Here is a 16498-nt window from a genome sequence, read left to right as displayed (position 1 = left end):
CGATCGAGCCCCAGGATGTCGTCAGCCCGTCCCGCGCCGCACCGGCGCCACCTCATCACCCGCTTCGTCCGCACGGCCGCGGCGCTAACCGCCGCCGTCGCGCTCGCCGCCTGCACGCACGACGAGCCGAACTGGCACCTGACCAACGTCACGGGCCACCTGCCCGACCTGTCCTTCACGCTGACCGGCGGCGACGGGCATCCGGTCGACGCGAACGCCTTCCGCGGCCGCATCGCGCTCGTCTACTTCGGCTATACGCACTGTCCGGATGTCTGCCCCGAAACGATGGCGCGGCTGATGGAAGTGCTCGCGAAGCTCGGCCCGCAGGCGAACCACGTGCGCATCCTGTTCGTCTCGGTCGATCCCGCGCGCGACACGCCGCAGGCGATGCAGTCGTACGTCGCCGCGTTCGACGCCGCGCACGCGCGTGGGCTGACCGGCACCGACGGCCAGATCGAATCGCTCGCGAAACGCTATCGCGTCGCGTACCAGATGGAAAAACGCGATCCGTCCGGCGGCTACGAAGTCACGCACAGCTCGGCCGTCTACATCTTCGACGCGAACGGTCGCGCGCGTTTGCTCGCGACCGACCGCGATTCGCCCGACGCCATCGCCGCCGATGTGCGCCGGATCATCGACACTGCCTCCCCCTTCCGAACTCCGACATGAAGACGACCCTCAAGACGTTCGCCCTCCTCGCCGCACTGTGCACCGGCGCTCACGCCTACGCCGCCGGCGCGATCATCGCGCAGAACGCGTGGGTGCGCTGGCTGCCGAACCAGCTGCCCGCGGGCGGCTACGTGACGCTCGTCAATACGGGCGACAAGCCGGTCGATCTCGTCGACGTCGACAGCCCCGACTACGGGATGGCGATGCTGCACCAGACCGTGTCGAACGGCTCGACGCAGAAGATGGAAATGGTCGACAAGCTGACGATCCCCGCGCGCGGCAAGGTCGACATCGCGCCGGGCGGCTATCACTTCATGCTCGAGGAACCGAAGCACGCGATCAAGCCCGGCGACACCGTGCGCCTGCGCCTGAAGTTCTCCGACGGCGAAACGGTCGATACGCCGTTCGCCGTGAAGTCGCCGGCCCAGGCGAAGTGATGCGCGCGCGATGAACGTCCTGTACTGGCTCGATCCGTGGGAACCGTCGCCGACCGTGGTCATCGCGGTGCTGACGGCCGCCGTGCTGTTCGCGCGCGGCGTGAAGAAGGCGAAGGTGTCGCCGCTGCGGCAGTTCTCGTTCTGGTTCGGGCTGACGGCGCTCTACATCGCGCTGCATACGCGGCTCGACTACTTCTTCGAGCATGAATTCTTCCTGCACCGTGCGCAGCACCTCGTATTGCATCACCTCGGGCCGTTCTTCATCGCACTGGCGTACCCGGGCGCGGCGATCCGCGCGGGCATTCCGTTTCGCTGGCGGCAGCGCTTCGTGCGCCCCGCGCTCGCGTGGGCGCCCGTGCGCGCGACGCTCGACGTGGTGTTCCATCCGGTCGTCGCGGTCGTGCTGTTCGTCGGGTTGATCTATTTCTGGCTGCTGTCGCCGATCCACTTCGTCGCGATGCTCGACTGGCGCCTGTATCGCGTGATGAACTGGAGCATGGTGATCGACGGGCTGCTGTTCTGGTGGCTCGTCGTCGATCCGCGTCCCGCGCCGCCCGCGCGGCTGTCGCCGGGCCGCCGGATCCTGATCGTCGTCGCGGCGATCCCGCCGCAGATCGCGCTCGGCGCGCTGATCTTCTTCACGCCGCACGAGCTGTACCCGATCTATTCGATCTGCGGACGCGCGTTCACGTGGCTCAGCCCGCTGCGTGACCAGCAGATCGGCGGCTTGCTGCTGTGGATTCCGGGTTCGATGATGAGCGTGATCGGCGCGCTGATCGCGCTGCGGCACTGGCTGCGGCTGTCCGCGCGCGGCCGTCTGCTCGACGAGCGCGCTGCCGCCCGGCGCGCGGAGCGCCCGTCGGTGACGCGCGCCGCCCACTGACGGCACGGCGCGCCGCGCATCAGCCGCGCGCGCTGGTCATCCACACGTGCGGGATGCCGTCCTCGTCGTGCACGTCCGAGTTCGGCGTGAAGCCGAATGCCCCGTAGAAACGCTGCAGGTGGGCCTGTGCATGCAGGCTCACCTGCGTATCCGGCCACTGCGCGCGGATGTGCTCGAGCGCGCGCGAGATCAGCGCGTTGCCGAGGCCCGCGCCGCGAAACGGCGCGGTCGTCAGCACGCGGCCGATGCGCACGTCGGTGTTCTGCGCATCCGGCAACAGCACGCGCAGGTAGCCCGCGAGGCGGCCCGCCGGATCGTACGCGGCCAGATGCCACGCCGCCTGGTCCGCATCGTCGATGTCGCGATACACGCAGTTCTGCTCGACGACGAACACGGCGCTGCGCGCGTCGAGGATCGCATAGAGTTCACGCGCGGTCAGCGCGTCGAAGGATTTCCAGCGCCAGTCGAGATCGTCGGCGCGCGCGGAGGCGGCAGGTGCGGAAGCGGTCATGGTCGTCCTGATTCGGGGCGCGCCGGCCGGCGCGCGGCAACCGTCGATTATGCCTCGAAGCGCACGCAGCACGCACGCACCCTTCCGCGCACGAAAAAAGGCCCCGCAATTGCGCGGGGCCTGTCCGTCATGCCGGCATCTGGCCGAAGCGGCCGTTGTTGAAATCGTCGATCGCGGTCCGGATTTCCTCTTGCGAGTTCATCACGAACGGCCCGTAGCCGACGACCGGCTCATCGATCGGCTCGCCGCTCAAAATCAACAGCTTGGCGTCGCCGTTCGCTTCGATCTCGACGTCGCGGCCGTCGCGGCTCAGTTGCACGAACTGCGCTTCGCGGGCGACCGTCTCGCCGTTCACCAGCAGCGTACCGTTCAGCACCACCACCGCGAGCGTCCGCCCTTCGGCGATCGGGAACCGCGCGCGGCCGCCGGCTGCGAGCCGCACGTCCCACACGTCGATCGGCGTGTGCGTGCGGGCCGGGCCGCGCCGTCCGTCGAATTCGCCCGCGATGATCCGCGCACGCCCCGCACCGTCCGGCAGCTCGACCACCGGGATGTCCGCGTTCAGCAGCGTCTGGTAGCCGGGCGTGCCCATCTTGTCGGCGGCGGGCAGGTTCACCCACAGCTGCACCATCTCGAGCGGACCGCCGCGCTTCGTGAAGGCCTCCGAGTGGAATTCCTCGTGGAGGATCCCGCTCGCGGCCGTCATCCACTGCACGTCGCCCGGGCCGATCACGCCGCCCGCGCCGGTCGAGTCGCGGTGAGCGACTTCGCCGTCATAGACGATCGTCACGGTTTCGAACCCGCGGTGCGGGTGCTGCCCCACCCCGCGCGGTGCCGAAGCCGGCTCGAAGTTCGCGGGGCCCGCGTAGTCGAGCAGCAGGAACGGGCTGAGGTGCGCCCCGTGAGACTGATAGCTGAACATCGAACGCACCGGGAAACCGTCGCCGACCCAATGGCCACGCGGCGCGCTGTAAACACCCTGGATCTTCTTCATTTGCCTTCTCCGAATTGCGGCGAAACACGTGCTTCGCATCCTGGGTACGAATATAGAGATGGAACGATCGATCCGGTAGACTGCGAAAATCGCACTCAGCGTTCTATTTGATGAACGATCAAGAACGGGATCTGAACGATCTCTATTACTTCGTGCAGGTGGTCGAGCACGGCGGTTTTGCACCGGCCGGGCGCGCGCTCAACCTGCCGAAATCGAAGCTGAGCCGCCGCATCGCGCTGCTCGAGGCGCGGCTCGGGATGCGGCTGATCCAGCGCTCGACGCGCCGTTTCACCGTCACCGACGTCGGCCAGACCTACTATGCGCACTGCCGCGCGATGCTCGTCGAAGCGGACGCCGCCGACGAAGCGATCGCGCTGCTGCACGAGGAGCCGCGCGGCATCGTGCGCGTGAGCTGCCCGGTCGTGCTGCTCGATTCGCTGGTCGGCACGATGATCGCCGCGTTCATGGCCGCGTGCCCGCGCGTCGAGATTCATCTGGAGGCGACCAACCGGCGCGTCGACGTGGTCGGCGAAGGGATCGACGTCGCGATCCGCGTGCGCCCGCCGCCGCTCGAGGACAGCGATCTCGCGCTGCGCGTGCTGGCCGAGCGCGGCCAGTGCCTCGTCGCGAGCCCCGCGTTGCTGCGCGAGCTCGGCACGCCGGCCGTCCCCGCCGACCTGACCCGCCTGCCGAGCCTCGATCACGGCGTACCGCAAGCCGCGCACGTCTGGCGGCTGCGCGGCCCCGACGGCGCGCAGGCGGAAATCCACCACCAGCCGCGCCTCGTGACAGGCGGCATGCTCGCGCTGCGCGCGGCGGCCGTCGCGGGTGTCGGCGTCGTGCAGCTGCCGACGATGATGGTGCGCGACGAAGTCGCCCGCGGCGACCTGGTGACCGTGCTGCCGAACTGGGCGCCGCGGCGCGAGATCGTGCACGCGGTGTTCGCGTCGCGGCGTGGGTTGTTGCCCGCGGTGCGCGCGCTGCTCGACTTCCTGACCGAGCGGTTCGCCGAACTCGCACCCGATTGAGCGGGCTCGCGTGCCCGTGCGTGGCGCATTCGGCATCGCGCTCAGCGAACCGGACGCTGCAGACGGGCCGCGCGTGCCGTAGACTGCGGGACGCGCATCGCGCTTTTCACAACCCAGCCGTTCACCACCCTTATCGCATTTCAGCCATGTTCACGCTGTCCAACGACCCTCACGCCTCCAAGGCCGAACTCTATGCGACGCTCGTCGAGCAGGCACGCGCGCTCGTCGAATCGGAACGCGACCTGATCGCGAACGCCGCGAACTTCTCCGCGCTCGTCTATCACTCGCTCGACCGCCTGAACTGGGCCGGCTTCTATTTCTTCGACGGATCGGAACTCGTGGTCGGCCCGTTCCAGGGCAAGCCCGCGTGCGTGCGGATCGCGCTCGGCAAGGGCGTGTGCGGCACGGCCGCGCAAACCCGCGAGACGCAGGTCGTGCGCGACGTGCATGAATTCCCGGGCCATATCGCGTGCGATGCCGCGTCGGAATCGGAAATCGTCGTGCCGCTGGTGGCCGCCGACGGCACGCTGATCGGCGTGTGGGACGTCGACAGCCCCGTTGCCGCACGTTTCGACGACGAGGACCGCAACGGGATGGAAGCGCTGTGCCGCGTGTTCGTCGAACACGCATGGCAGAAGACACGCGGTTAAGCGACGTTCGCAGCGTGACGCTGCCGGTCGCGGCGGGGAGACGGCGGCCTGCTGACCGTCCCGCGCGACTGCCAATGAATGACACGGGCCCCACGACGGGGCCCGTTTCGATTGCGCCTTTAAGTGCGGGCTGCCGCGCGTCAGGCCGCGTGCGTGCCGGAGAGCGCCGCGAACGCCTGCGGCTTCACGTCGTCCGACAGGATCTCGACGCCCTGCTCCGTCACCACGACCATGTGCTCCCATTGCGCGGACAGCGAATGGTCTTGCGTGACGACCGTCCAGCCGTCCGCCAGCACGCGCGTATCGCGCTTGCCCGCATTCAGCATCGGCTCGATCGTGAAGATCATCCCCGGCCGCAGCGGCACGCCGGTGCCCGGGCGGCCATAGTGCAGCACCTGCGGCTCGTCGTGGTACACGTCGCCGATCCCGTGCCCGCAGTACTCGCGAACCACGCTGAACCCTTCGCGATGCGCGACCTGCTGGATCGCATAGCCGACGTCGCCGAGCGTCGCGCCCGGACGCACCGCGCGGATGCCCGCATGCATCGCCTCGTAGGTCGTCGCGACGAGGCGCCGCGCCAGTTCACCCGGCTCGCCGACGAAGTACATGCGGCTCGTGTCGCCGAACCAGCCGTCCTTGATCACCGCGATGTCGAGATTCACGATGTCGCCGTCGCGCATCGGCCGCGACGACGGAATACCGTGACAGACCACGTGGTTGACCGACGTGCACAGGGTTTTCGGATAACCGTGATAGCCGATGTTCGCCGGGATCGCGCCGAGTTCGTCGACGATGTATTCGCGGCAGCGGGCGTCCAGTTCGTCCGTGGTGACGCCCGGCTTCACGTGCTCGGTGATCATCGTCAGCACGCGCGATGCGAGCTTCGCGGCCTCGCGCGACTTGTCGATTTCCGCGGCACCGCGGATCGGGATTTCTCGCTTCGCCATTACGCCACCTGCTCGATGTCGCGCGCCACCGACTCGGTCGGCCCCGCGTCGCCGCCGCGCGCTTCGATCTCGATCAGCATTCGGCAGATATCGCCGTAGGACAGCGACGGATTGAGTTCCGACAGCATCCCGACGCGCAGCCAGTGTTCCGCCTGCGCATTGATCGAACGGCTCAGCGCGGTACTGGTCGAGCGCAGCCGTTCATGCATGTGCTCGGATATCTTGATGATTCCCATATAACCCTAATTAAACGAAGTGTAGTCGTTTCGTATATTACGCTCGGGCCGGTCGACGGGCAAGCGTTCCGATTCCGTCCACACCCCGTTGACATCGAATTCCAGCTTGCTGGACAATAAATCCATCATGCAGGAATCTACCCGCCCGCCCGTCGACGACACCGGCATCAACGAACGCATCGCCCGGCGCGTGCGCGACTTGCGCACGCTACGAGGCTACACGCTCGATGCGCTCGCCGCGCGTTCGGGCGTCAGCCGCTCGATGATCTCGCTCATCGAGCGCGCGTCGGCAAGCCCGACGGCCGTCGTGCTCGACAAGCTCGCGGCGGGTCTCGGCGTGTCGCTGGCCGGGCTGTTCGGCGGCGAGCGCGACGACGCGCCCGCGCAGCCGCTCGTGCGGCGCGCGCAGCAGGCGGAATGGCGCGATCCGGCGTCCGGTTACGTGCGGCGCAATCTGTCGCCGCCCGGCTGGCCGTCGCCGATCCAGCTCGTCGAGGTCGATTTCCCGCCCGGCGCGCGCGTCGCGTACGACTCCGGCGGGCGCGAAAGCGCACTACATCAACAGGTGTGGGTCGTCGATGGGCGCGTCGACGTCACGCTGGGCGACCAGCTTCACGAACTTCACGCCGGCGACTGTCTGGCCATGCGTCTCGATCAGCAGCTGATTTTCAGCAACCCGTCGTCGCAGGCCGCGCGCTATGTCGTCGCGATCTGCGATGTTCCCGCCGCCGCCGGCGCGCGGAGTGTGTCATCCGTTCAAAGCCGTCAGGCGCAGGAGCCCGTATGAATTCCCCGAAACAGCGTGACGACGTGCGCCTGATCGATTGCAGCGAGGCCGAGCACGCCGCGGCCATCCTCGAGATCCTGAACGATGCGATCGTGAACTCGACCGCGCTGTACGACTACCGGCCGCGCCCGCCCGAAGCGATGGTCGCGTGGTTCGCGACGAAGCGCGCCAGCGGTTTTCCGGTCGTCGGCGCGGTCGACGAATCGGGCACGCTGGTCGGCTTCGCGAGCTGGGGCACGTTCCGCGCGTTTCCGGCGTTCAAGTACACGGTCGAACACAGCGTCTACGTGCACTGCGACCATCGCGGCCGCGGGCTCGGGGAGCTACTGCTGCGCGAATTGATCCGGCGTGCACGCGAAGCCGACGTGCACGTGCTGGTCGGTTGCATCGACGCCACCAACGGCGGCAGCGTCGCGCTGCATACGCGCCTCGGCTTCGTGCACTCGGGCACGATCACCGACGCGGGCTTCAAGTTCGGCCGCTGGCTCGATGCGGCGTTCTATCAGTTGACGCTCGACACCCCCGCGCAGCCGGTGGATGGCTGATCGGCATCGGTGAGCGTTCGGCGATCTCCTGCTGACGCGGGCGATGCGGACGGCCCGCGCCACGACGACACCACCCTTGGTTCGGCGGCTCCCACTGACGCGGGCGATGCAGACGCACCGCACCACGACGACCACCGCCCTCGCAGCGACAACGCGATCAAGCCCGCGTTGTCCCCACGCCTCCAGGCTTTCCCTCCGCGTCCCGGGCCCCGGCCCCGCACCTTCGCCCCGTGACGACGAGTGTGACGTTCGCCGCATTCTTGCGCGAGAACGGCAGCGATACGGTATTCCCAGCGGCCGCAGCGCGGTCGCATACCGATCCATCACCCGGAGGATGCCGTATGAAAACGCCCCATGCCCTGCCGTACCATCCCGAATCGCGACACGACGCCGGCCTCGCGCGACGCGCGGTCCGCTACGTTGCGTGCTCGCTTGCCGCCCTTCCGCTTTTCTGCGGACAAGCGTTCGCGGCCGGCGCGTGTCCGACGCCGTTCGTGTTGAGCGGCAACACCGATCTGCTGTGGAAGGAAGTCACCAACAACCAGTGGCGCAACATGCTGCCGCGCGGCTGGACCGACAACGGTTTTCACTTCTACAGCCGGGTGCGCAGCCGCGGCCCGGAGAACGGCATCAACACGCCGTCGGATCTCGAGTCCGAAATCCGCAAGCAGAGTGCCGACGAGCCGGCTGGCGGCAACAACCCGAATCGCCGGGCGATCACGCTGCCGATCTTGAACAGCAAGGGCCAGCATCTGCTGGTGATTTACGACTACGACGGCAAAAGTACGTCGAAGTGCGAGCTGGTGACGTTGACGTATCCGGCGGAATAGATGCGTGAATGACGTGCTGGAAAAGGAAAAGCCTCGCGGAAGCGGGGTTTTTTCTTTCTTGGCGGGCGACACGTTCGACCCGGCGCGAAAGCGTCGCGATCACGGTTCGCGCGTCCGCAATTGGCGAGTACACTGAAAATTCAATCGCAGCAGGAGAATGTGATGATTGACGCTGGCCCTCAAAGCACTTTCCGAGGCCTGCCGCTTACGGTGGAGCAGGACGCGGAAGTGAAGCACTACATAACCGATCGAACTCGGCGCGGGCTGCCCTGGGACACGCCGGAGTTGAGCGCGATGCTCGAGGACATGCTGCATCCCCCGGGTGACGGGGACGAGGACGGGGACGACGATGTCGCATCCCCGGCAGACGAAGCTCGAGCCGCCGCCGAACGTGCAGAGGCATCGATCGACGATGCGATGGATCCCATCGAGGCGAATGAGGAGTGGAACGCGGCCATGGAGTCGGAAGCCATGAAAGGGCCCCGACGATAACCTGCAGACGTCACGCCGAGGATGAAGCAGCACCTGCGTGCCTTATCGGATGGCGCGCGGATACAAAGCCCTGCGCTGCCCTTGTCCCGCCCTGAGCCAAGAAATAGTCCGGTCCGGAAGTAGAGAAATTCGGCATGATGTGTCCACACGGACACCAAGGCCATGCCCTGGTCAATGCGCGTCGATTGCTAACTGGATCCACAGATGCTCAGTTTGCAGGCGTGGTAAGCGCGAGCCTTATCCTGCAAGACTCCCGCCCCTTGCCGTAGCAAATTTGCAGCACGCAAAAAAGCCCGCCTTCAGCGGGCTTTCGCGTTTGTGGAAGGGCAAACCGGCAATCCCTCGTCAGTCCAACGGCTGCAACGCGGCAACCCTGTTCCGGCCGATCGTTTTCGCATAGTACAGCGCCTCGTCGGCCGCCTTGATTACCGCGTCGGGCTCATTGTCCTGCTCCGGCGTCCAGCTGGCGAGGCCAATACTGGCCGTGACGCGCCCATACTCGCTGCCGGCATGTTCGAGTGCCAGTTCGTCGATTGCCGCGCGAATCCGCTCGGCGATCTGTGCGGCGCCGGCCGGCGGCGTATCGGGAAGCAGCACGACGAATTCCTCCCCGCCGTAGCGCGCCGCGGTATCGACCGGCCGGCGGATGTTTTCGCCGATGCAACGGGCGACCGCCGCCAGCGCGTCGTCCCCGGCCTGATGCCCGTAGGTGTCGTTGTAAGCCTTGAAGCGATCGACGTCGACGAACAGCAGCGAGAAGACGGAATGCGTGCGCCTCGCGCGACGCCATTCCCGGTCCAGCACCTCCCCGAAACTGCGTCGATTGTTCAGGCCGGTGAGCCCGTCGGTACGCGCCAGCAGCACCAGCTCCGACTCGGCCCGCATCCGGCGGCGCAGTTGCCCGCTGAGCAGGAAAGACAGCGCGATGAACGCGACGCCGAACGTCGCCACCAGTGCGCCGATCGTCACTGCGCGGTGCCGCCACGCGGCATAAACGTCCTGCTCGCCCTCTGCAACCATGATGATCAGCGGCAACTTCGGCAGGTGTTTGAAATAGTAGAGGCGACGTACACCGTCGATTGAAGCCGTTTCCGAGAATACGCCCTCCGACGCACGCTGAAACCGTCGAAAGGTCGTAGCCTTGCTGATATCGCGACCGACGATGCTGACGTTGTACGGTTGACGCATCACCATGATGCCGTCCTTGCCGATCAGCGACATCGAACCGTGCTGCCCCAGCGACAGGCCCGCAAACAGGTGGTGGAAGTACTCGAGATTGATCGCAATCAGCGCGACGCCGCCGAACGATCCGTCCGGGTTCGAGATGCGCCGAGACAGCACAATGCAGAGCATGCCAGCGCGCAGGCGCGACACGAACGGATCGCTCACATAGAGCCCAACGTCGGGATTGTCGCGATGCACGGTGAAGTATTTGCGATCGGCGAAATTGCCCTTGCGGGGCACGTCGTTGGACGAATCCAGCACGATATCGCCGTTCGCGTCGAGTACCAGTTGCGAACCGATGAAGGGGGCACTCATCGCATGATCGAACAGCACGCCGCGCCGCAGCGCCGGCGCTGCCGACATCACATCGGGCCGTTGCAGACCATGGATTACCGCCTGCAACGACAGGTCGTAGAGCTCGAAGTTGCGCTCGATGTCGCGCTCAGCCATCAGGCCGAGATTGCGCGAGGTTTCGCTTGCGCGCTCCAGTGCGTCGTTCCGGCTCTGAAATAGCTGCAGCACGCACAGGCCCATCAGTGCGCACGCGATCACGATGCCAACCGCCACGATGACGTAGGGGGCCGCCGTACGACGATGCATGGTGTCCTCAGCGCAAAATGAGCCGCGCCCGTCGTTCGGCGCGTGGTTTCCGCATACTAAATCGGACGGGTACATTTGAACACTCGGCGCGTACCCGACCACAACCCGAACAGCAAAAAGCAACTTTGTGTCCGACTGATGACAAACCCTGCCCCACTACCCCAGGCGACTGTTCAAGGATGAAAACGGCGCCGGGAAAAGAAAAAGCCCTGATTTCTCAGGGCTTTTTCTTTTCTTACTTGGAGGCGCGAGCCGGAGTCGAACCGGCCTAAACGGCTTTGCAGGCCGCTGCATAACCGCTTTGCTATCGCGCCAAAAGCGGACTGTCCGGATGCCGTGAAGGCAAGCGACAGATTTTTATTCGAGGACCATCAGTCCATCAAATAAAAAGGGAAGCGAGGCTTCCCCATTACCTGGAGCGGGAGACGAGTCTCGAACTCGCGACCTCAACCTTGGCAAGGTTGCGCTCTACCAACTGAGCTACTCCCGCATTGTCCTGCACCTGCAGCGCTTTGCCGTACAACACGCTGCCAGAAAATCTGGAGCGGGAGACGAGTCTCGAACTCGCGACCTCAACCTTGGCAAGGTTGCGCTCTACCAACTGAGCTACTCCCGCATATGTCCTGCATCTGCAGCGCTTTGCCGTACAACACGCTGCCAGAAAAATCTGGAGCGGGAGACGAGTCTCGAACTCGCGACCTCAACCTTGGCAAGGTTGCGCTCTACCAACTGAGCTACTCCCGCGTATTGCTGCCTACTGCTTCCGTCACACACCTACTTCGTCGTGCAGCGGAGAAGCGAGATTATGGCGAAGGCACATTCGTGTGTCAAGAGCTTTTCCAGCCCTTTTTACAAAAACCGGTGCGATCGAATCGGACGATCACGTCACGCGCCGCCGCGCTCGCGAATCTGCGGCCATGCGAGCTTCATGTAGTACAGCATCGACCAGATCGTCAGCACCGCCGCGAGATACATCAGCCACTCGCCCCACACGCGCGTGTCGATCGTCGCGATGCCGAGCGGCAGCGGGCCGTAGTACAGCAGCATCGGAATCGCGACCATCTGGCACGCGGTCTTGAACTTGCCGAGCTGATTCACCGCGACGCTCTTCGACGCGCCGATCTGTGCCATCCATTCACGCAGCGCCGAGATCGCGATCTCGCGACCGACGATCACCAGCGCGATCGCCGCATCGACCCGCGAAATCTGCACGAGGATCAGCAGCGCGGCCGTCACCATCAGCTTGTCCGCGACCGGATCGAGGAACGCGCCGAACGACGACGTCTGGTTCCATTTGCGGGCGAGAAACCCGTCGAACCAGTCGGTCAGCGCGGCTAGGATGAAGATCGCCGCTGCCGCGAGGTTGCGGTGCGCGCCGCCCATCACCGTGTCCGGCAGATAGAACACGCCGACGACGAGCGGAATCAGCACGATCCGGACCCACGTCAGGAAAATCGGGAAATTGAACGGCATGGCATGCGGGTCAGTAAGGGATTCGCAATTGTGCCGTGTCGACCGGCCTGCTACAAGGACGCAAGAACGCGAGAGCGCGGGCAGGCACGGCCGGTCGCACGGCCCGGATCAGTGAAGCTGCTTGTAGATCTGCTCGGCGAGCGCGTGCGAGATGCCCTCGACGCTCGCCAGTTCCTCGACGCTCGCGGCGACCACCCCGCGCAGCCCGCCGAACCGCGCGAGCAGCCGCTGACGGCGTTTCGCGCCGATCCCTTCGAGCTCCTCGAGCCGCGACGTCTGGCGTGCCTTCGCCCGCTTCGCGCGCATCCCGGTGATCGCAAAGCGGTGCGCCTCGTCGCGGATCTGCGCGACGAGCATCAGCGCGGCGCTCTCCTTGCCGAGTTCGAGCGGCGTGCGGCCGTCCGCGAACACGAGCGTCTCGAGGCCGACCTTGCGCCCCTCGCCCTTCGCGACGCCAACCAGCATCGACGTGTCGAGCCCGAGCTCGGTGAACACCTGCCGCGCGATCTCGACCTGTCCCTTGCCGCCGTCGATCAGCACGATGTTCGGCAGCAAACTCGACGCCTCGGCCTCGCGCGTCGATTCGCCGTCGATGCCGGCTGCCGCGTCGGCGGCGGCAGCCTGCGCGGCCTGCTCGACCATCTTCTCGTAGCGGCGCGTCAGCACCTGCCGCATGGCCGCGTAATCGTCGCCCGGCGTGATGCCGGTGATGTTGTAGCGACGGTACTCGCCCGACTGCATCTTGTGATGGTGGTAGACGACGCACGACGCCTGCGTCGCCTCGCCCATCGTGTGACTGATGTCGAAACACTCGATCCGCAGCATCGCGAGATCGTCGCATTCGAAGCTGAGCGTCTCCGCGAGCGCGCGCGTGCGCGCCTGCTGCGAGCCCTGCTCGGACAGCAGCCGCGCAAGCGCGAGCCGGGCATTCTGTTCAGCCATCGACAGCCATGCGCGCCGCTGCCCCTGCGGCTGCCGCACCAGCGAAACCTTGTGACCGGCCTGCTCGGACAGCAGCTCGAGCAGGTCGCGGCTGGCGGGCGCATGGCTCACGACAAGCACGGGCGGCACGCGATTGCCGAGATAGTGCTGCGCGATGAACGCATCGAGCACCTCGGCCTCGACCGATGCCGACGATGCCCCCGACGCCGACGACGCCGCGTCACGCGCGGCGGCAGCTTCGTCCGCGGGCTCGCCGGGCAACGCCGCGGCGGCTTCGTCGGCACCATCCGCACCGTCGGCTTCGTCGCCGAGGCCACCTTCGGCAAGCGTCAGCGCACTTTCGACATGCGCGGGGAAATAGGCCTTGTCGCCAAGATGCCGGCCGCCGCGCACCATCGCCAGGTTCACGCACACGCGTCCGCCCTGCGCGACCACCGCGAGGATGTCGACGTCGCTGTCGCTGCCGACCTCGATCGCCTGCTGGTGCAGCACCGTCGCGAGCGAACTCATCTGGTTGCGCACGGCCGCCGCCTGCTCGAACTTCAGCTCGGCCGCGAACGCGTGCATCTTCTGCTCGAGCTCCTTCATCACTTCCGACTGCCGGCCGAGCAGGAAACGCGCGGCGTTCGACACGTCGATCGCGTAGTCGTCCGCGGAAATCGCGCCGACGCACGGCGCCGTGCAGCGCCCGATCTGATGCAGCAGGCACGGCCGCGTGCGGTTGTTGAAGACGGAATCCTCGCAGGTGCGCAACTGGAAGACGCGCTGCAGGATCTGGATGCTCTCGCGCACGGCCCACGCGCTGGGGAACGGTCCGAAATACTGGTTCTGCTTGTCGACCGAGCCGCGGTAGTAGGCCATGCGCGGAAAGCGGTGCGCGGTGAGCTTCAGGTACGGATACGACTTGTCGTCGCGAAACAGGATGTTGTAGCGCGGCGCGAGCGCCTTGATCAGGTTGTTCTCGAGCAGCAGCGCCTCGGCCTCGGAGCGCGTGACGGTCGTCTCGATGCGCGCGATGCGCGTGACCATCATCGCGATGCGCGGCGACAGCTGCGTCTTCGTGAAATAGCTCGACACGCGCTTCTTCAGGTCGCGCGCCTTGCCGACGTAAAGCACGGCGCCCGCCGTGTCGTAGTAGCGGTAGACGCCCGGCATGTGCGGCAACTGGGCGAGGATCTTCTTCGGTTCGAACGGGATGTCGACGGCTTCTGGGGATGTCATGCGTGATCCGGGGGCCTTGTGGCGCGGAACGGGTCCATTAGAATCGCCAGTTTAGAGCATTCACCGCCCGCATCGATGCCCCGCACCGCCCCCGCCCCCGCTTCCGCTTCACCGCTCGCGCCCGACGAGCCGATCGCATGCGACCTCTTCTGCACCGTGATCGACAACTTCGGCGACATCGGCGTGTGCTGGCGCCTCGCCCGCCAGCTCGCGCACGAACACGGCTGGCAGGTGCGCCTCTTCATCGACGACCTCCACACGTTCGCGCGGCTGCTGGCGGGCGTCGATCCCGCGGCGGCCCGGCAGACGCTCGACGGCATCGTGGTCGAACACTGGCATGCGGAAGTCGGCGATGCGCTCGAGATCGCCGATGTCGTGATCGAGGCGTTCGCGTGCGAGCTGCCCGGCGCGTATCTCGCGGCAATGGCGCGCCGCACGCGCCGCCCCGTGTGGATCAATCTCGAATATCTGAGCGCCGAGGACTGGGTCGCCGATTTCCATTTGCGCCCGTCGCCGCATCCGCGCTACCCGTTGCTGAAGACGTTCTTCTTCCCGGGCCTGTCGGCCGGCACGGGCGGCGTGCTGAAAGAACGCGACCTCGACGCGCGCCGCACGGCCTTCGAAGCGGACCCGGCGGCGCGTGCCGCGTGGTGGCGGCAGGCGACCGGCGACGCGCCGCCCGCGCCCGGCACGACAGTCGTCAGCCTGTTCGCGTATGAAAATCCGGCCGTCGACGCACTGCTCGCGCAGTGGCGCGACAGCCCGTCGCCCGTCGTCGCGCTCGTGCCGACCGGCCGCGTATCGCCGGCCGTCGCGCGCTTTTTCGGGGTCGAATCGTTCGCCGCCGGCGCACGCGCGACGCGCGGCAACCTGACCGCATACGGGCTCGCGTTCGTCCCGCAGGCCGACTTTGACCGGCTGCTGTGGGTGGCCGACGTCAATTTCGTGCGCGGCGAGGATTCGTTCGTCCGCGCGCAATGGGCGCGCAAGCCGTTCGTGTGGCACATCTACCCGCAGGCCGACGATGCGCATCTGCCGAAGCTCGACGCCGCGCTCGCGCACCTGTCGGCCGGCCTCGGCGACGCGCCGCGCACGGCGCTCGAGCGCTTCTGGCATGCGTGGAACGGCGTCGGCACGCCCGATTGGGGCGATTTGCTCCAGCATCGTGCCGCACTCGACGCCAACGCGGCCCGCTGGGCCGATGAGTTGGCGAGCGTCGGCGATCTCGCCGGAAAGCTGGCGGAATTCGCAAAATCTCAGTTAAAATAAGCGGTTATCCGACGGCTGACCACGCAAGCGCTCGCTTTCAAGGCGCTTGGCGCCCATCGGAACCTCCCGCTTGCGCCGTCAGCCGTTGCGCAACGCTCAAGCATCTATTTATTTGATTGGATCAGGACAGTTTTTTATGAAGACCGCACAGGAACTCCGCGTAGGCAACGTCGTTCAGATCGGCAGCGACGCATGGGTCATCGCAAAGACGGAATACAACAAGTCGGGCCGTAACGCCGCCGTCGTCAAGATGAAGATGAAGAACCTGCTGACGAACGCAGGTCAGGAATCGGTCTACAAGGCCGACGACAAGTTCGACGTCGTCATGCTCGACCGCAAGGAAGTGACGTACTCGTACTTCGCCGACCCGATGTACGTGTTCATGGACGCCGACTACAACCAGTACGAAGTCGAAGCGGAAATGATGGGCGAAGCGCTGAACTACCTCGAAGACGGCATGGCTTGCGAAGTCGTGTTCTACAACGAGAAGGCGATCTCGGTCGAACTGCCGACGATCCTGGTTCGCGAGATCACCTACACGGAACCGGCCGTCAAGGGCGACACGTCGTCGGGCAAGGTGCTGAAGAACGCCAAGCTCGCAACGGGCTTCGAACTGCAAGTGCCGCTGTTCTGCAGCACCGGCGACAAGATCGAAATCGATACGCGCACGAACGAATACCGCAGCCGCGCGTAATCGCCTGCGATTTCCGTATCGAACAAAGCGCCCTGCGGGGCGCTTTTTATTTGCCTGCCGTCAACA

The 16498-nt window shown here is 66.0% G+C and carries 18 protein-coding genes and 4 tRNA genes; 11 read left to right on the top strand and 11 right to left on the bottom strand.

The window, feature by feature from the left end; all coding sequences use genetic code 11:
• Nucleotides 1-15: 15 nt before the first annotated feature.
• From BAMB_RS05280 to BAMB_RS05270, 3 genes are read left to right on the top strand one after another with little or no spacing between them, the layout of a single operon-like run.
• Nucleotides 16-669: an SCO family protein gene (locus BAMB_RS05280; protein ID WP_011656374.1), complete on the top strand. Its 654-nt coding sequence runs from the start codon at nt 16-18 to the stop codon at nt 667-669.
• On the top strand, nt 666-1106 hold the full coding sequence (locus BAMB_RS05275; protein WP_011656373.1) for a copper chaperone PCu(A)C: 441 nt from the start codon (nt 666-668) through the stop codon (nt 1104-1106). Before BAMB_RS05280 ends, BAMB_RS05275 begins: the two co-directional genes overlap by 4 nt.
• 10 nt (nt 1107-1116) lie before the next feature.
• A complete protein-coding gene (locus tag BAMB_RS05270; RefSeq protein ID WP_011656372.1) occupies nt 1117-1989 on the top strand; it encodes a cytochrome c oxidase assembly protein in 873 nt (290 codons plus the stop codon).
• A gap of 19 nt (nt 1990-2008) precedes the next feature.
• Here the strand turns inward: BAMB_RS05270 and BAMB_RS05265 are convergent, their stop codons facing one another.
• Together BAMB_RS05265 and BAMB_RS05260 are read right to left on the bottom strand one after the other, a co-directional pair.
• A complete protein-coding gene (locus BAMB_RS05265) occupies nt 2009-2500 on the bottom strand; it encodes a GNAT family N-acetyltransferase (protein WP_011656371.1) in 492 nt (163 codons plus the stop codon).
• 127 nt (nt 2501-2627) lie between these two features.
• Complete coding sequence (locus BAMB_RS05260; protein WP_011656370.1) at nt 2628-3494, bottom strand: pirin family protein; 867 nt, start codon at nt 3492-3494, stop codon at nt 2628-2630.
• A 110-nt stretch (nt 3495-3604) separates the two neighbouring features.
• Between BAMB_RS05260 and BAMB_RS05255 the strand changes: the two genes are divergently transcribed.
• The gene (locus BAMB_RS05255) at nt 3605-4522 is read left to right on the top strand and encodes a LysR family transcriptional regulator (protein ID WP_011656369.1); all 918 of its coding nucleotides are present in this window, start codon (nt 3605-3607) and stop codon (nt 4520-4522) included.
• Nucleotides 4523-4668: 146 nt separating this feature from the next.
• Nucleotides 4669-5172: a GAF domain-containing protein gene (locus BAMB_RS05250; protein ID WP_011656368.1), complete on the top strand. Its 504-nt coding sequence runs from the start codon at nt 4669-4671 to the stop codon at nt 5170-5172.
• Nucleotides 5173-5312: 140 nt separating this feature from the next.
• On the opposite strand, the gene map is transcribed toward BAMB_RS05250, so the two are convergent.
• Nucleotides 5313-6119 carry a type I methionyl aminopeptidase gene (gene map / locus BAMB_RS05245; RefSeq protein ID WP_011656367.1) on the bottom strand — a complete coding sequence of 269 codons (807 nt, stop codon included), beginning with the start codon at nt 6117-6119 and terminating at the stop codon, nt 5313-5315.
• Complete coding sequence (locus tag BAMB_RS05240; RefSeq protein ID WP_006751861.1) at nt 6119-6355, bottom strand: ParD-like family protein; 237 nt, start codon at nt 6353-6355, stop codon at nt 6119-6121. Before BAMB_RS05240 ends, map begins: the two co-directional genes overlap by 1 nt.
• A gap of 127 nt (nt 6356-6482) precedes the next feature.
• Between BAMB_RS05240 and BAMB_RS05235 the strand changes: the two genes are divergently transcribed.
• The 4 genes from BAMB_RS05235 (at nt 6483) to BAMB_RS05220 (ending at nt 9009) form a co-directional block, all read left to right on the top strand.
• Nucleotides 6483-7142, top strand: a complete 660-nt coding sequence (locus tag BAMB_RS05235; protein ID WP_011656366.1) for a helix-turn-helix domain-containing protein — start codon at nt 6483-6485, stop codon at nt 7140-7142.
• Nucleotides 7139-7687, top strand: a complete 549-nt coding sequence (locus BAMB_RS05230; protein ID WP_011656365.1) for a GNAT family N-acetyltransferase — start codon at nt 7139-7141, stop codon at nt 7685-7687. Before BAMB_RS05235 ends, BAMB_RS05230 begins: the two co-directional genes overlap by 4 nt.
• 341 nt (nt 7688-8028) lie before the next feature.
• Entirely contained in the window at nt 8029-8517 is a 489-nt protein-coding gene (locus BAMB_RS05225; protein WP_011656364.1) for a hypothetical protein, read from the top strand.
• 162 nt (nt 8518-8679) lie between these two features.
• The gene (locus tag BAMB_RS05220) at nt 8680-9009 is read left to right on the top strand and encodes a hypothetical protein (protein ID WP_011656363.1); all 330 of its coding nucleotides are present in this window, start codon (nt 8680-8682) and stop codon (nt 9007-9009) included.
• A 345-nt stretch (nt 9010-9354) separates the two neighbouring features.
• Here BAMB_RS05220 and BAMB_RS05215 read toward each other — a convergent pair whose 3' ends face one another.
• The 7 genes from BAMB_RS05215 to uvrC all read right to left on the bottom strand — a co-directional run bounded on the left by BAMB_RS05215 (nt 9355) and on the right by uvrC (nt 14469).
• Entirely contained in the window at nt 9355-10833 is a 1479-nt protein-coding gene (locus tag BAMB_RS05215; protein ID WP_011656362.1) for a sensor domain-containing diguanylate cyclase, read from the bottom strand.
• A 240-nt stretch (nt 10834-11073) separates the two neighbouring features.
• Nucleotides 11074-11147 (bottom strand) — tRNA-Cys (locus BAMB_RS05210).
• Nucleotides 11148-11247: 100 nt separating this feature from the next.
• Nucleotides 11248-11323 (bottom strand) — tRNA-Gly (locus BAMB_RS05205).
• A gap of 50 nt (nt 11324-11373) precedes the next feature.
• Nucleotides 11374-11449, bottom strand: a tRNA-Gly gene (locus tag BAMB_RS05200).
• Nucleotides 11450-11501: 52 nt separating this feature from the next.
• Nucleotides 11502-11577 (bottom strand) — tRNA-Gly (locus BAMB_RS05195).
• 141 nt (nt 11578-11718) lie between these two features.
• Nucleotides 11719-12306 carry a CDP-diacylglycerol--glycerol-3-phosphate 3-phosphatidyltransferase gene (pgsA, locus tag BAMB_RS05190; RefSeq protein WP_006757520.1) on the bottom strand — a complete coding sequence of 196 codons (588 nt, stop codon included), beginning with the start codon at nt 12304-12306 and terminating at the stop codon, nt 11719-11721.
• Between the two features lie 108 nt (nt 12307-12414).
• Nucleotides 12415-14469: an excinuclease ABC subunit UvrC gene (gene uvrC / locus BAMB_RS05185; protein WP_011656361.1), complete on the bottom strand. Its 2055-nt coding sequence runs from the start codon at nt 14467-14469 to the stop codon at nt 12415-12417.
• Between the two features lie 75 nt (nt 14470-14544).
• Here uvrC and earP point away from each other — a divergent pair, with 75 nt between their 5' ends.
• Nucleotides 14545-15738, top strand: a complete 1194-nt coding sequence (gene earP / locus BAMB_RS05180; protein ID WP_011656360.1) for an elongation factor P maturation arginine rhamnosyltransferase EarP — start codon at nt 14545-14547, stop codon at nt 15736-15738.
• Nucleotides 15739-15874: 136 nt separating this feature from the next.
• Complete coding sequence (efp, locus tag BAMB_RS05175; RefSeq protein WP_006751871.1) at nt 15875-16432, top strand: elongation factor P; 558 nt, start codon at nt 15875-15877, stop codon at nt 16430-16432.
• The last annotated feature ends 66 nt before the right edge of the window (nt 16433-16498 follow it).

Source organism: Burkholderia ambifaria AMMD (genome assembly GCF_000203915.1).
Classification (GTDB): domain Bacteria; phylum Pseudomonadota; class Gammaproteobacteria; order Burkholderiales; family Burkholderiaceae; genus Burkholderia; species Burkholderia ambifaria.
The sequence above is the reverse complement of the archived record's forward strand: the minus strand, read 5'-3'. Positions and strand labels throughout refer to the sequence as shown.

Excerpts from the sequence above, each read along its gene's own strand:
- BAMB_RS05255 (WP_011656369.1), top strand. The coding sequence starts at position 3,605 with ATGAACGATCAAGAACGGGATCTGAACGATCTCTATTACTTCGTGCAG.
- BAMB_RS05280 (WP_011656374.1), top strand. The coding sequence starts at position 16 with ATGTCGTCAGCCCGTCCCGCGCCGCACCGGCGCCACCTCATCACCCGC.
- BAMB_RS05275 (WP_011656373.1), top strand. The coding sequence starts at position 666 with ATGAAGACGACCCTCAAGACGTTCGCCCTCCTCGCCGCACTGTGCACC.
- BAMB_RS05215 (WP_011656362.1), bottom strand. The coding sequence starts at position 10,833 with ATGCATCGTCGTACGGCGGCCCCCTACGTCATCGTGGCGGTTGGCATC.
- BAMB_RS05230 (WP_011656365.1), top strand. The coding sequence starts at position 7,139 with ATGAATTCCCCGAAACAGCGTGACGACGTGCGCCTGATCGATTGCAGC.
- BAMB_RS05240 (WP_006751861.1), bottom strand. The coding sequence starts at position 6,355 with ATGGGAATCATCAAGATATCCGAGCACATGCATGAACGGCTGCGCTCG.
- efp (WP_006751871.1), top strand. The coding sequence starts at position 15,875 with ATGAAGACCGCACAGGAACTCCGCGTAGGCAACGTCGTTCAGATCGGC.
- BAMB_RS05250 (WP_011656368.1), top strand. The coding sequence starts at position 4,669 with ATGTTCACGCTGTCCAACGACCCTCACGCCTCCAAGGCCGAACTCTAT.
- uvrC (WP_011656361.1), bottom strand. The coding sequence starts at position 14,469 with ATGACATCCCCAGAAGCCGTCGACATCCCGTTCGAACCGAAGAAGATC.
- BAMB_RS05220 (WP_011656363.1), top strand. The coding sequence starts at position 8,680 with ATGATTGACGCTGGCCCTCAAAGCACTTTCCGAGGCCTGCCGCTTACG.
- BAMB_RS05235 (WP_011656366.1), top strand. The coding sequence starts at position 6,483 with ATGCAGGAATCTACCCGCCCGCCCGTCGACGACACCGGCATCAACGAA.
- map (WP_011656367.1), bottom strand. The coding sequence starts at position 6,119 with ATGGCGAAGCGAGAAATCCCGATCCGCGGTGCCGCGGAAATCGACAAG.
- BAMB_RS05265 (WP_011656371.1), bottom strand. The coding sequence starts at position 2,500 with ATGACCGCTTCCGCACCTGCCGCCTCCGCGCGCGCCGACGATCTCGAC.
- BAMB_RS05260 (WP_011656370.1), bottom strand. The coding sequence starts at position 3,494 with ATGAAGAAGATCCAGGGTGTTTACAGCGCGCCGCGTGGCCATTGGGTC.
- pgsA (WP_006757520.1), bottom strand. The coding sequence starts at position 12,306 with ATGCCGTTCAATTTCCCGATTTTCCTGACGTGGGTCCGGATCGTGCTG.
- BAMB_RS05225 (WP_011656364.1), top strand. The coding sequence starts at position 8,029 with ATGAAAACGCCCCATGCCCTGCCGTACCATCCCGAATCGCGACACGAC.
- BAMB_RS05270 (WP_011656372.1), top strand. The coding sequence starts at position 1,117 with ATGAACGTCCTGTACTGGCTCGATCCGTGGGAACCGTCGCCGACCGTG.
- earP (WP_011656360.1), top strand. The coding sequence starts at position 14,545 with ATGCCCCGCACCGCCCCCGCCCCCGCTTCCGCTTCACCGCTCGCGCCC.